Annotated in this window: 10 protein-coding genes; 2 read left to right on the top strand and 8 right to left on the bottom strand. The window is 45.8% G+C overall.

Annotated elements, in window-relative coordinates; translation table 11 throughout:
* Positions 1 to 239: 239 nt before the first annotated feature.
* Positions 240 to 1421 (top strand): aminoacetone oxidase family FAD-binding enzyme, encoded by a 1182-nt coding sequence (locus GTH32_RS04375; protein ID WP_163084023.1) that lies wholly within the window; start codon positions 240 to 242, stop codon positions 1419 to 1421.
* On the opposite strand, the gene GTH32_RS04370 is transcribed toward GTH32_RS04375, so the two are convergent.
* Together GTH32_RS04370 and GTH32_RS04365 are read right to left on the bottom strand one after the other, a co-directional pair.
* Positions 1418 to 3403 carry a DUF4231 domain-containing protein gene (locus GTH32_RS04370; protein WP_163084022.1) on the bottom strand — a complete coding sequence of 662 codons (1986 nt, stop codon included), beginning with the start codon at positions 3401 to 3403 and terminating at the stop codon, positions 1418 to 1420. The two genes, GTH32_RS04375 and GTH32_RS04370, sit on opposite strands and share 4 nt — an antisense overlap.
* Entirely contained in the window at positions 3400 to 5469 is a 2070-nt protein-coding gene (locus tag GTH32_RS04365) for a toll/interleukin-1 receptor domain-containing protein (protein WP_163084021.1), read from the bottom strand. Before GTH32_RS04365 ends, GTH32_RS04370 begins: the two co-directional genes overlap by 4 nt.
* A gap of 129 nt (positions 5470 to 5598) precedes the next feature.
* On the opposite strand from GTH32_RS04365, the gene GTH32_RS04360 reads away from it, so the two are divergent.
* The gene (locus GTH32_RS04360) at positions 5599 to 6000 is read left to right on the top strand and encodes a hypothetical protein (RefSeq protein WP_163084020.1); all 402 of its coding nucleotides are present in this window, start codon (positions 5599 to 5601) and stop codon (positions 5998 to 6000) included.
* Positions 6001 to 6168: 168 nt separating this feature from the next.
* On the opposite strand, the gene GTH32_RS04355 is transcribed toward GTH32_RS04360, so the two are convergent.
* From GTH32_RS04355 to GTH32_RS04330, 6 genes are all read right to left on the bottom strand, one after another.
* Positions 6169 to 7338 (bottom strand): porin family protein, encoded by a 1170-nt coding sequence (locus GTH32_RS04355; RefSeq protein WP_163084019.1) that lies wholly within the window; start codon positions 7336 to 7338, stop codon positions 6169 to 6171.
* Between the two features lie 107 nt (positions 7339 to 7445).
* Positions 7446 to 8501 carry a cyclase family protein gene (locus GTH32_RS04350; RefSeq protein WP_246223135.1) on the bottom strand — a complete coding sequence of 352 codons (1056 nt, stop codon included), beginning with the start codon at positions 8499 to 8501 and terminating at the stop codon, positions 7446 to 7448.
* A gap of 77 nt (positions 8502 to 8578) precedes the next feature.
* Positions 8579 to 10027, bottom strand: coding sequence for an NAD-dependent succinate-semialdehyde dehydrogenase (locus tag GTH32_RS04345; RefSeq protein WP_343033386.1), 1449 nt, complete (start codon positions 10025 to 10027; stop codon positions 8579 to 8581).
* Complete coding sequence (locus GTH32_RS04340; protein ID WP_163084018.1) at positions 10024 to 11397, bottom strand: sigma-54 interaction domain-containing protein; 1374 nt, start codon at positions 11395 to 11397, stop codon at positions 10024 to 10026. The genes GTH32_RS04345 and GTH32_RS04340 overlap by 4 nt, the downstream gene beginning before the upstream one ends.
* Before the next feature lie 10 nt (positions 11398 to 11407).
* Positions 11408 to 12778: a hypothetical protein gene (locus tag GTH32_RS04335; RefSeq protein ID WP_163084017.1), complete on the bottom strand. Its 1371-nt coding sequence runs from the start codon at positions 12776 to 12778 to the stop codon at positions 11408 to 11410.
* A 36-nt stretch (positions 12779 to 12814) separates the two neighbouring features.
* Complete coding sequence (locus GTH32_RS04330) at positions 12815 to 13963, bottom strand: iron-containing alcohol dehydrogenase (protein ID WP_163084016.1); 1149 nt, start codon at positions 13961 to 13963, stop codon at positions 12815 to 12817.
* Positions 13964 to 14185 lie beyond the last annotated feature (222 nt).

Below are 14185 nucleotides of genomic sequence, written 5' to 3'. Positions count from 1 at the left end.
ACAAAACGCCGCGATTTATTACTAGCAACAGTTATAGGCCAATATTGGTAAAATAAGTACTAGCAAAAAGTAGTAAAAAGTAGCTAATTTCGGCCAATACCAGGTTAAATTTGCGCGAATAGCAAAGGCGGCGTTGAGCACCGGCGCTATTAACGTATAATTCCGCCCCATAAACGGCACATACAATGCGCCAGTGTTTAAGGGTTTAAATACGGGTGGCAAACAAAGGTGAAAGGTTAGTGAAAAAGCGTGATGTAATTGTTATTGGTGCCGGCGCAGCAGGTCTTTTTTGCGCCGCCCAAGCGGGCGCGAGAGGCCGAAGCGTAGAGGTTCTCGATCATGCTAAAAAAGTTGGCCGCAAAATTTTAATGTCCGGTGGCGGGCGCTGTAACTTCACCAATATGTATGCTGGGCCGGAAAACTTCTTATCGGAAAACCCGCATTTTTGTAAATCGGCATTAAGTCGTTATACCCAATGGGACTTTATTGGCTTAGTAGCCGAGCATGGCATTGCCTATCACGAGAAAACCCTTGGCCAACTGTTTTGTGATGATAGCGCTAAGGACATTGTCAATTTGCTTTTAAAAGAATGTGATAAAGCAGGCGTAACGCTTACCACACGCTGTGAAATCATTCATATCGAAAAGGGATCTGAAGGCTACGTATTATCGACGTCTATGGGCGAGTACGAATGTGAGTCGTTAGTTATCGCCACGGGCGGATTAAGTATGCCAAAGCTCGGCGCTTCACCGTTTGGTTATAAAGTGGCAGAGCAGTTTGGTTTAAAGGTATTACCTACTCGGGCCGCATTGGTGCCATTCACTTTGCATGAAAAAGAAAAGCAATCGTTAGCAGAATTAAGCGGCATAGCTGTAGATGTATATGCAGAATGTAACCACACTACGTTTAAAGAAGCGATGTTGTTTACCCACCGCGGCTTAAGTGGCCCTGCTATGTTGCAGATTTCCAGTTATTGGGAAGCGGGTGATACGCTAAGTATTAATACTATGCCCAATCAGGATGCTAGGGAATTACTGGCACAGGCACGAAAAGAAACGCCAGATGCGTTGCTTGCCACCTGCTTAACAAAAGTGTTTCCCAAGCGTATGGTTCAAACCTTTATCGAACTTAACCAATGGCGCAATGTGCCAGTGAAGCAGCTGTCTCATAGTGAGTGCGACAGCATAGCGAATACACTGGAATGTTGGCAGGTAAAACCTAACGGTACCGAAGGGTATAGAACCGCAGAAGTTACCCTAGGCGGCGTAGATACCAACGCATTGTCGTCAAAAACCATGATGGCCAAAAATGTGGAAGGCTTATATTTTATTGGCGAAGTAGTAGACGTTACCGGATGGCTAGGCGGCTTTAATTTCCAGTGGGCGTGGAGCAGTGGCTGGGCAGCGGGGCAGGTGGTTTAACGCCTCGCAATATCGCTTTCTTCTTCTGATAAATTCCACTCTACATGCTCTTGCATGGCTTCTCTTGCTAGCTCGTTAAGTAATGACTGAAGCTCTTCTTTTGATATTGGCTCATTTAATAGTGCTTGCGCTTTTTCATACAAAAATTTCATGCCTTCAAACCCGGCGGTTGAAGCGCGATAATTTGCCAGCTCTACCCACAGCGCAATTACGCCGCCGAACATAACTAACAACTGAATAATAAACATCACGTACATATCTGTATTGCACCACCACACTAACGCAAAATTAGAAGGGGTGGCAGAGGCGTTATTGGTGGCTTCGCAGCCGTTTAATAACCAATGCTTAGCCATCTCGGGGTTAATCAGCCCCCCGTTAATATCGCTAATATGCGGCCACAAAAGCCATGTTTGTGTCGCTAAGGTAGCTAAACCGATAGCAAAGGCCACAACAAAGAAGGCTAGCGACCATTTATTAAAAGTTGCTAGTGCAAGCTTAGGGTGGGCGTGTAACCAGGCTAAGCCCTTTTGTATATTGCCGGCGTCGGTACCTAGTTTATTGTTTAGGTATTTAATTTGCTCCGATATCCATTCGTCCTTCGCCCGCGCTATATTCAGCGTTACTTTGTTTTGCCATAGCACCAACTCGCCTAATTTTACCGCTTGAGAGACAATAGGAAATAGCGGTCTATAGCGGCGCGGCATCATGGGCTTTACAGAGGGTGGGACGCCAGCAAGGTTAAGGTAACAACGCAGCCGTAACGACTCGGCCACCATTCTATTTAATTGATAAAGCCGCTTGTGTTGCGCTTTGCGCGACCATTTAATTAACATAAAGGTTGCTGCAACTGAAGACAGTAAGAGCGTGAGCACGCCCACGCCGGTAAGGGTGTTTAGCACGGTGGCGACTAACTCGTAAGCAGTAAAAGCCACAATGGCAAATAGCATAAATAGAATAAGTAAGCGGCGGTAGGTTTTTTGAATACGTAGCGCTTCGTTATCTGCTTGCAAGAATACGCCGCTTATTTTACCTAAGCCACTGGCAAAGCTGTGGTCTTCCGAATGATCGGTGGACGCAGGCGGCGTAGCTAAGTTAAAGGCGTTTAATTGCTCTATTAAGGTTGTCATTTCCTTGGTTAGAGAATGTGTTAGCACTGAATGCTGAGATTGCTCGCAATCACGACATACATAAAGCGAAGCCATGTTTGAAAAGGGCGCCTGATCAATCGTCCGCAATGTACGGGTAATATCTTCTCCTTTTCCCGAGCTTTTGCGCTTAACCGGTATTTGCTGCACCAAGCCACCGTTTTGGCCATCAAACCGACTGACCATTTGTAGGCTAGGATGTACCGCGTTATAGTCAGGACGAGACAGGCCAAGTTTCATCTTTACTACATCTGCTGTTCCTCCCACGCTATTACTGTCTTTGCCGTCCCAAAGCGCAATTAAAACATTAGAGTAGCGGCTGAGAAATGCCCCTTGATTAAGGTAAAGTTGGTTACGAAGCCTTCCGTATTGGGTGTCTTGATAAGCAAAGGCTAGGTCTTCTTTCGACATGGCCGGTATTACGTCGATAACATTCTCTTGGTACTTATTGTAGTAATATTCAAAGCTCACCCTACTGTGCTCGTCGCCGTCGGCAAAATCTTTAATGAAGTGGGTACGCGGCATAGGCATGACTGGAATTACGTCAGTATTGTCGGTGTTCCAATCATCTTCGCTCTCCATTAGCGATTCGACAGCTTGTATCGCAAGCAAGTCGGGGCCTGCTGCCATACCCGTAAGCAGCCATATCGGGGTTTCCTTGCCTACTAGCTTTCGCCAACCTTGTAAGGCGCCTTTTAATGCATCGAGCAGCAAACGGGTGCTCTCTTTGCCTTCGGTGGGCGCTTTTTCTGCAGTATCCTTTTTAGCATTAGCGCAAGGTAAAACCGCATCACGGTGTCCGGTAACACCAATAAGCAATGCTACTTTGTTCGTCATTGTGCTTGTGATACCTCATACATCATGGGTTTGGTTTTGGTGCCGTCTATCCATGCAAGCTGAATGAATAAAGGGCTAACAGGCCACGAGTAGCCCAAAATAGGGGAAGTGCGGGTATTGGCTCGCACCTTCCATTGTTTATTAACACTAATACTGGATTGGCGCTCTAAACGCTCCAGTAACGTAGGCCCGCCTACATTTACCGGCGTTCCGAACGATAAGTTACTATGAGGTTTGTTGCCGTTCTTTTCGCGTTCTTCATTTAGCAAGGGGGGTCTGCGCTTTTCCATCTCACTAATAAGTACAGACGTATCGTCTTGGCTAATTGAAACCATTGCGGAGGCATCAAGGCCAACAAAGATATCGTCGATAAGATCAATCTCTTGCTGTGAAGCAGACAGCCAACTAAAGCTACACCCGTGGGTACTACATTCAATAAGGCGTTTTGGCTGCTTTTTTTGCTGCGCCAAGTTTTGTTGTTGGGCGGCATTGGCAAGGTCCAGCGTATAAGTGTATGTCTGCTCTTCACCGCTTTTATTACGATAGGTTACGCTTATTTCTTCGGTTTTATTAAGTTCATTTACAGGAATACCTTTTGCGTAGAGAAACTGCTTGTTTGATGTCATGGCGTTTTCAATGCCATTGAAAATACGCCAATGCACCGTAGCAATGTCGCCATTTATAATAGGCGCTAACCCCATGTACATAGTGTTGAGCATTGAGGTTATATAAAGGGCGGGTGCATCGGCAGAAGAGCTGGCTAGTTTGCGTGCTTTCGAATCGGCATTATTGCTTTGTTCCATAACCTGACTTTCCGTTTTATCAGTAAAGTAGTATTGAAAGGCGAGACGCTCAGCGGTTTTAGGAACAAACATATAAAGGGTTTGATCGTGCACCTTAGCCACGATATCACCTTGGGTTTTCAGCGGATTTAAAGAAACAATATTTGTCATTTGCCCGCTACTATCGCTAAAAACCACTTTATCTATAACGGTTTGTAGTTGTGCAAACGGCACGCTTTTAATCGCATTGCCTATTCTGCATATTGGAAATGCGTACATTTGTTCTAGCGTAAGCTCGCACCGTAAACTTCCAGGGTTATTAAGCGAGCCTTTTAATGTTGCCACGGTTTCGCTCTTTTTCTTTTTTACCAGCAAGGCGAGCTCGGGCAAAGGAAAGGTCATTTCCTCGCTGGTACTATCTTCGTGTAAATCTCGCATCGTTATGGCAACGCGGGTTGCTATGGGCAGGGTTTCATCTACGTTAACCGAGGCATTTGTAAGCCCCGCTATAATGGTTTCTTTTTGACCGTTGTCAAAATCAAAGGTAATTTCATACTGCTTATTTATTAGCGATGGGCTCAATATACTGCCGCCTGAAAGCGCCCTTGAATACCCATCAAGAGTAACTTTAATAGGCCTACTTACCGAAGATTGAGACGCAGTTGCGGAAAATACTTCATCACTGAACTCATCTATAGACTCAACGATATCAGGCGTATCGGGGTTAGACCCAACCCAGGGGGTAACGAGCAATACGGCGAAAAATAAAAGAATGGCAACGGAAATTAACCCCACACTGTTCTTCTTCGCAAAGTGAACCGCTTTTTGTTGAAAGCTAGGGGGCTTTATTTTAAATGACTCAGAAGAAATACCGGCGAGTATGGCAGGGATAGATTCAAGGCGATGTTGGTAATCCGGTGCCCACTGGTCTATCCAATGGGGCAAGCCTAAAAATAGTTCTAAGCTTGGGGGAACACCCACTTCTTCTAGTCGAATAGTAAAAATTCGGCGCCGGTAATGAATCGCCCGCTCTACTTCCATCGCCACGAACTGGGCATCTTCTGTATGTTCAGAAAGAAGTAAGATGAGACTCTTTGAATTTCTTACCCCTTTAACAATTTCATCAGGATAATGATTACTGAAATCTACGTCCCGTGGGGCAACCCAGCATCGCAGGCCTTGCTGCTCTAAGAATGCACATATTTTTAGCGCTTCACCGTTATCTTGCGATGCGTGGCTAATAAAAGTATCGTAAGTAGGGGTTTCTGTATGTTGAGAAGACATTACGAGTCCGTTCGCTGACGCGATAAGTTTTTATTTTAGTTGTTTAAGTTTTAGCCTATTTTTTGTGTGTTGTCAGATGTTTCGCACACATTCGTGCTCGACATAGACAATGATGAAAAGGAATACATTGTGGTTAACACACTACGTTTGGTACCTGAGTTGCGCTCACCCTACCCAGGTTCACTCGCTATACTTATCGATGAGGTGCCATTAGAAGATATATTCGCTGAATTCGAATCGCGCTATACGGTTAAGATAAACGGGGCGTACACTTCGTTGCTCACCTTTAATAATTTGCGAAATAAGATAGCTAAACAAAAGGGGGGTTTTGTTCCATTAGGGTGTGACTGCGGCGAGCCAGAATGTTGGTTTGTTACCGGCGAAATTGTAGAAGTTGATAATTATATATGCTGGATGAATTGGGAAAACCCATACCGAGAAGCTTGGAAATATAACGACTTTCCCTCTATCGTTTTTGAAAAGGCCCAATATGCCCACGCTATTGAACATGCCCTTACGTTAAAAAAATAAACTTACCTATAAGCTATTTGTGTGACCCAGAAAATATTGCTAACCGGGTTAGCAGGAGAAACGGCCTGCTGTATTGCTAGCATAGGCCGTTGTATTTTTTGTAAGTGGTAACCTGTAAACCCATTCTTTTTCCTTCGCTGTCGATAGAAAAAAGATTACTTTTAGCGCTTAAAAACTGGTCATAACCCCCAAACTGATAGCTTGATTACCAATGTCGTCACCTTGATGATTTTCGGCATCAATATCAGATACCTCAAGTGCAACGGTAAATAGCGCTAACACAGGGTGGTAAACGCCTAAGGTTACCTTAGACTGAGACTTCAATTGGATACCACTGTCGGTAGCGGTTAAATCTACCTTGGATTGGCCGTAGTTAACGCCTACCTTGGTGTCGCCAAATAGGTGTGTAGCTTGGAGAAACCATCCATTGCTATCACGGGGTAAGCCTTGTTCATCAGCCGCATCAATAAGTAGCCCATAGTACCCCATGCCTTTAGCGCTAAACCCAGAGGCAACGAGATGGGTTTTACCAATATCCAATGCGCCGGTTATATCTATTGCGCTGGCAGTATAATCGTTTGCGGCAGTGTCTACATCTTGGCTAATAAAGGTGGTCGAGATATACCCCCTTGTATGGTCGAAACGTAATTTGCCATGAATACCTGGGCGGGTGGAACCCGTATCACCCGTGTAGCCGTTACCCCCAAAAGAAATTAAGTCAAGGGGTTGGTAAATACCCAAGGCGCCGCTCAAACCCGAGGAGAATTTACCAGAGTAGGTGATTTGAGATAACCTGTCGGTAAAGATATAACCATATCCTGCTCCGCCCAAGCTGGTATTCAAAGGCGATGTAATACTGGCAGGTGCGCCAGTACCAGCAAGCGACATATCTTCAAGCACAATATCTATACCGTAAACACCATAGTCTCGACCTGCTTTTAAGGTACCGTACTTTTCGTGGCCTACGGTGAAGAATGCCCGATAGGCTTTATTATCGCCGCTGCCGTTAAATGCGGTATTGTCCGTATTGCCTGGTTCGATGGCGAGTACGGCTGAATATAGCCACCCTTGTTTTTCAGTTTTGGCACCAAAACTAAAGCTGGCGGGGCTATAGCCGTTAGAAACCGATGAAGCATTTTCGCCTCGACACAGTAATGCGTTGCCGGCTACCTCTGAAGTACTATCATCACACTGGGCATAAACCACGTGGGTATTCACAAATCCATTGAATGTATATTGCCAACCTTCGTGGCTTATTTCTGCACTGTGAGCGCTAAGGCATGTCAATGTAGCTGCGGCCATTGATATAGCTTTCAAATAATGTATATGGGTATTCATGTGGTGTCCTAATTATTAGAATTATTCATATTTCGGGCGCAGCTTTCCCGTCAAGCCATCTTACGATGGCTCTATAACGAACAAGGAAAGCTGTGGAGGTAAAGGAGTTAGCGGATTACCAGAGGGTTAACGGGGGAGCCAGTGCCACCTTCCATTTTCATCGGGGTTGCCGAAAAGAAAAAGGTATATTGGCCATCATCCGCGCTAGCTTTGGCAAGATCATCCAGCCAATAAAGTTCGGTTAGTACCACGCCAAGATCACGGATTAACGCGCCGTGTAGGGGAATTACATAGTCTTGACCGTTGATGGTTTGAAAGGACTTTTCTATTGCGAGGTTATCTGCGGCAATCACAGGAATTTCCATATCGGCAATCCATCTTACAAGCTCTTTGCTATAACACAGGCCAGGTTCGGTAAGTGCCGACCAGTTCTTGGCATCTTTTTCGTCGTAGAAGCGGCCCATCGACCCCGTGCGAATAACCAATATATCTCGTTTCTCGACATTCACGTTTTGGGCTTTCTGTGCAGACTTAATATCATCAAGAGTTACACATGCATTAGGCGCTAAGCGGTGATTAGTGTCGCCTTTTAAACGGCCAATATCTAATAGAATACCGCGGCCTACTATGCCCTGTTCACCTAACTTGTCGATACTTACATAGCTATGGCCATGTACCGTAGTATCTGACGATTTACCATTGTAAACCTCGTTGCCATACCAGGCATGGCCAAGCGCATCTACGTGGGTTGTGCCTTGTAAGTACATGAAAACCGCATCATCAGAGTATTTCATACCACCGTCTAAGGGCGCTGATTTGTTGGAGGAATAAAGTCCTTCATCTTGTGACATAAAATGCATTACCGGCACTCGACCTGGGAATACTGGGCCAACACCATGAACCATGGGAAGTTGTAGCATGAATTTTTCACCTTTTTGCACCGCAGCTAACCCGCGCATAACCTGCTTGCTATCAAGGTAATTCAGGGCGCCAATTTCATCGTCCTGTCCCCACTTTCCCCAGTTTTTAGGCATATCTTGTTGCAGCGTTTGTATGGGACTTTGTTGAGTTGCCGCATAGGCAGTTGCGGTTCCTGCCAAAGCTAACCCCATAATTGTCGCAATACTGCCTAGAGTTAGGCAGGTTTTCTTCATGTTTAACATAACGTTCTCCTATTATTATTTATTTCCTGTTAAGGCCAAAGTGGCGACCCTTACAGGCACGTCCTTCACACCCGTGTTTAGGCTTTATGCCCATAACACTGATATTTCATTTCTAGGTATTCTTCTATGCCAATGTGTGCCCCTTCGCGACCAAGGCCACTGGCCTTTACACCGCCAAAGGGCGCATTAGCGGCTGAGATTACACCGGTGTTAATACCAATCATGCCGCTTTCTATTTCATTCACTACACGCTCTACTTGATGGATATCATCAGAAAATAGATAAGCGGCTAGGCCGAAGGGCGTGTTGTTTGCCAGAGCAATTACCTCTTCTTCGGTATCGAATATCACTAGCGGAACGAGGGGGCCAAACGTTTCTTCTTCGATGCACTGGGCATTGGTAGCAACGCCATCTAAAATAGTAGGCTCAAACCAATTGCGCTGGCTTTCCAGGCGTTTTCCGCCGCACAGCACCCGAGCACCTAACGTTTGAGCGTTGGCAATATGCGCCTCTACTTTTTGCACCGCAGCCTCGTCAATCAAAGGGCCAATAGTGGTTTTGGGGTCTAGTCCATCGCCCAGTTTTAATTTTGAAACGGCGTCAACGAGCGCTCGGGTAAAGGGTTCTTTTACCGTTTTTTGCACATATACTCGGTTTGGCGAAATACAAGTTTGGCCTGCATTTCGAAACTTTGCTTTCATTAACTCTGCTACCGCATGTGCTACATCGCCTTTATCAAAAACAATAAAGGGCGCATTGCCACCAAGCTCTAGTGAAAGTTTTTTTACATCGTTAGCGCATTGGCGCATAAGTAACGAGCCAATCTTTGTTGAGCCGGTAAAGCTGAGTTTTTTAACTATTGAATTAGCGGTCATTGCACCGCCAATTGCTGTAGCCTCGCCGGTAATTATTTGCAAGACACCCGGCGGTATTCCAGCCTGATTTGCGAGCTCTCCTAGCGCCAGTGCGGTAAGCGGTGTTTGCTGGGCCGGTTTTACAACCATTGTGCAACCACTAGCTAAAGCTGGCGCCACTTTGCGGGTAATCATGGCGGCGGGAAAGTTCCACGGAGTAATGGCGGCACATACACCTACCGGTGCGCGAGTCACTATGAGGCGCTGTTGATTATTGGCGCTACTTAATACTTCACCTTGAACACGCATGGCTTCTTCTGCAAACCACAGTACATAGCTTGCCGCATATTCAATTTCAGCACTCGCTTCTGTTAGGGGCTTGCCTTGCTCGCATGACATAATGTGTGCCAACGACGCCTTAGCATTTAGAATCAGCTGATACCATTGACGCAGTATGTATGCTCTTTCGCTTGGTGACGTTTTACGCCAAGAGGTAAAAGCTTGGGCAGCATGCTCAATAGCCTTATTTGTCTCTTCTGCTCCCATAGAGGGAACCCGTGCAATAATTTCGCCGGTGGACGGGTTGTCTACCGCCATAGTGATTTCGCCCGCTTGCCACTTTCCATTGAGAAGGCACTTGTCCCTAAATATTGAAATAGATTTTAAAGTCACGAATACACCTTATTTTCGTTGCGTAATGTTTGACGTTTTTTCACAAGCGTCGACTGATTAATTCCTAGTGCTTGCGCTGCTGCACGGGTAGTGCCGTACTGGTGTAGTGCGCTTTCGATAAGTCTGGACTCCAACGCTTTAACTTGGTCTTTCAACGACCCTCCAAATACCTCCGAAGTAGGTGTATTGATATAACGAAGGTTTTCCGGCAAATCTTTTACTTCAATTTCGTTTTCGGTAGTGGAAACGACCAACCGTTCTGCTGTGTTTTTCAGTTCACGAATATTGCCAGGCCAGGAATGCTGCATAATGAGTTCTCTGGCTTCACTGGAAAGGGTTCTAACGCAATGATATTGCTCGCAAAATTGCGTGAGGAAATGTTCGAATAAGGGAAGTATTTCTTCTTGTCGCTGTCGAAGAGGAAGTAACTTAAGCGGCAAAACACTGATTCTATAATAAAGATCTTCTCTAAACTTTCCTTGTGCAATGGCCGAGGTAAGGTCGTGATGAGTAGCAGTGATAATGCGTACATTGGTCGACTTCAGTTTGGTCCCGCCTATAGGTAAGTATTTATTGTCTTCAATTACTTTCAACAATTTTGCTTGTAGCGATAGGGGAAGATCGCCAATCTCGTCGAGAAACAGTGTTCCACCATTTGCTACTTCTAATAGGCCAGCTTTACCTTTGTTTGATGCGCCGGTGAAGGCCCCAGGCACATAGCCAAAAAGCTCGGCCTCTATTAGGCCCTCAGGCATTGCTGCGCAATTTAGTGCCATAAAGGGGTTAGCAGACCTGTCGCTTTCCTGGTGAATATACTGCGCCAATTGGGTTTTTCCGGTACCGGTTTCACCCTGTATTAGTATTTTTACTTTTGTAGGCGCTACTCTGCGCGCCAATGCATAACAATCCTTGGTCTTTTCACCCACTAACAAACCCGGATGCGTGCTTTTGTTAGGCAGTGCATTGTTATATTCTTCAAACTTACTCAAGATTTGTTCTAGCTGTTCTTCAGCATGTTTAGCTTTAAGCAGTTCAGTTACGTCTCGTACGTTCAGCACAACTTGTTTAATGTGACCATGCGAATCGAACATAGGATTCCCACTAACCAGTATTTTGCGATCTCCCATAATGGTTTGAACCAACGTCACTGGCTGGCGCTCTCTTATCACTTCTAAGCTCACTGATTTTGAAATCACATTGTGCTTTACCAGTTCGCTTACATGGCGCCCCACTATTTTATGTCGTTGCAACCCAGTAATACGTTCATAGGCATGATTTATGGTGATAGCCATACCTTCACCGTTAGTAATAAATACCCCATCCTGAAGCGCATCAAGTACAGGCTGAAGTGTGTCTAAATCGACAGTCATAGTGTTAACCTCACAGGCCAGAATGTTTGTTGAACGTATTGTCGACTTCGCCTTTAAAGAAGTCTTTGCCATAAATAAGCGCGGTAAGTGCCACGCCTATAGCAAAAGCCCAGGCGGCGCCCTTAATCGTTAAAATAGCTGCGATAACGCCGGCGATGCCTAAATCGCGTTGAGAACGAGACTCCATTACACCAATTCTCACACTAACGAAGCCTTGTATAAGAAGAGTAAGTGCTAATGCAACACCAAGTATGGGTTGAACCAAGCTAACGATAGGAAGCAGTAGCAAGCCGGTATTGGTTCCCCAGCGAAACGACCCAGAGCCACCAAAAATACTTTTCATCGCCATGGTTCCTTGTTTATAACGCTCTACAACCACCACTTGCATGGCGGCCCAAAGCGGCCCACACATGGTGACATCTGGTCCGAAAATGCTCATAAATAGGTTGCGCCCACCGAAAATTAAATGTGAACGATTGGCGTCGTAATCGATGTCCTCGTCTTGTCGGATTTCATCAGCTTCTTCAAGAATGGCCTTAGTTTGAAGCACATCGCCGAACACCACTATATAGGCCGCTAATACGGTAGGAAGTACCGTTAAAAACATCATTGGGGGAGGGAAACCTACGCCAAATACTGTGTATTGCGTCCACATCAATATGAAATCGGGCTGGGTAATGCCCCACTCGATATTAGGAAGCTGGGTTTCGCCCACTAAAGGCGCGACAATGACGGCTAAAACAATGATGGGGAACACACCTAATTTACCCACGATAGCCCAAATTTTGTTGTGGTCGCGAAGTTGGGTAAAGTGACGGGAAAATATAAGGTAGAACGCGACACCCACAGCAATTGAAATAGTAATGGGATAAGTATCGAAACGCCCGCCTTCTTTGAATACCACAGCAATAGCGGCTATACCGGCGCCAATGATAATGCCCGACTTGATGGCATTTGGAATCATGTGAACAACCTTAGTGGCCATACCCGTTCGCCCCAGTATCATCACTAATAGGCCCAAGGTCATCTGAAAGGCTATCAGCGCGTGAATACGGTCTACACCAGGGTTAAATGCCTCGACATAAGCAATAAGCAATGGAATGGCTGGCGTGATCCAGCCAGGGATAACCGGGTCGCCGAGAAGGTGATGAACGAGGTATAACAAGCCGTTTAGCATTACAATGGCAATAGCGGCCTCAAACGGCATGCCTAATAGTTCAGTCATTAGCGGAATGGCAGCTAAATCTACCGCGCACATTAGCAGCCCCTGAAAATAGTCTGGCCATTCAATGCGGTAATGCTTAAAAGGCAGTCGAATCTTAAAGGGCCCGAGCGCGTAATAAGGCGATGACTCCGTACGACTTGAAGGGGTGCTACTCATAGTTATTCTCGTTATTAGTTGTAGTTGGCGTTGGCGTTAAAAGGCGCTGCGGTAAATCCCTTCTATATCTTCGACAGATAATTTTCGCGGGTTATTTCGAAGCAAACGCGTCACTTTACTGGCTTCTATTGCTAGCGTAGGAATAGCTTCCTCTGGTATATCGAAATGACGCAACGTGGCGGGTATCTCAACGTCTCGGCAGATTTGCTCAATGGCGTTTAATACCGACGCAGTTATTTGTTGGGCAGACCTATTGTGCACTTCCAGCCCTATTGCTTTCGCAATATCCACAAAACGCGCCTGGCACGCTTGAGCGTTTACTTTCATTACATGGGGTAACATGACGGCATTACTCATTCCATGGGAAAGGTGAAAACGCCCTCCTAAGGGGTAGGCGAGAGCATGCACTGCGCCAACGCCCGCGTTTCCGAAGGCAAGCCCGGCAAGCAAACTGCCTGTGGCCATTGCTTCACGGGCCTTTAAGTCACTGCCATCAGCATAAGCTTTAGGTAGCGCGGGATAAATTAACGAGATTGCCTTTATTGCAAGTGCATCTGTTATCGCGCTTGCATTCACAGATAAATAGGCTTCCAATGCATGAACCAAAGCATCCACGCCGCTGGCAGCAGTTACATTCGCGGGGCAGCTAACCGTCATCTCTGCAGCTACTATGGCAACATCGGGTAGCAGGTATTCACTTACAATACCTTTTTTAAGTTGATCTTCTGGATCACTAAGGATGGCGATATTGGTCACTTCAGAGCCGGTTCCTGCGGTGGTGGGGATTGCGATAAGAGGAATGTCCCGTGCCAACACTTTATCTTCCCCAAACAGGGATGAGATGCTTCCCTTAAGCCCCATAGATACAGCGATTGCCTTAGCGCTATCAATGGCACTTCCTCCCCCGACGGCAATAACGCCGTCAACGTTTTTGCCGCGCAGTTTGTCAACACAGCTTTCGATGACAGACACTTCAGGTTCAGGGGGAATGTCATCACAAATAACGAAACTGCCAGGAGTCAAATGATCGGTAACAATTGTGAGCCCCCCCGATTGGGTTACCCCTTTATCTGTAATTACCGCCGGATTCTTTATACCAAGACGAACTAGCTCGTCTGTGAGAGTTTTGATAGCACCATTGCCAGTAATCAATTTTTTCGCTGATTTAAAGTAAGCTATTTGCATATTCTTTCGCTTCGCCCTGAGTCACTATGTTCTTCGTTGCTAGGTAAATGTTACAAATGCTACTAATGCAACAAGCAGGCCACAGTGTTAATTTTTTGTAACCCTTTGTTTTTGGTGTTTACAGGGGGTTTACAAAAATCGCGAGAGGGCAATTGATGACATAAGGAATCAATCGATGCAAATTATAATCATTTATAGGGCGTAGGAAGGCCCATTGATGGG

The organism is Alteromonas profundi, assembly GCF_010500865.1.
Taxonomy (GTDB): domain Bacteria; phylum Pseudomonadota; class Gammaproteobacteria; order Enterobacterales; family Alteromonadaceae; genus Alteromonas; species Alteromonas profundi.
The sequence above is the reverse complement of the archived record's forward strand: the minus strand, read 5'-3'. Positions and strand labels throughout refer to the sequence as shown.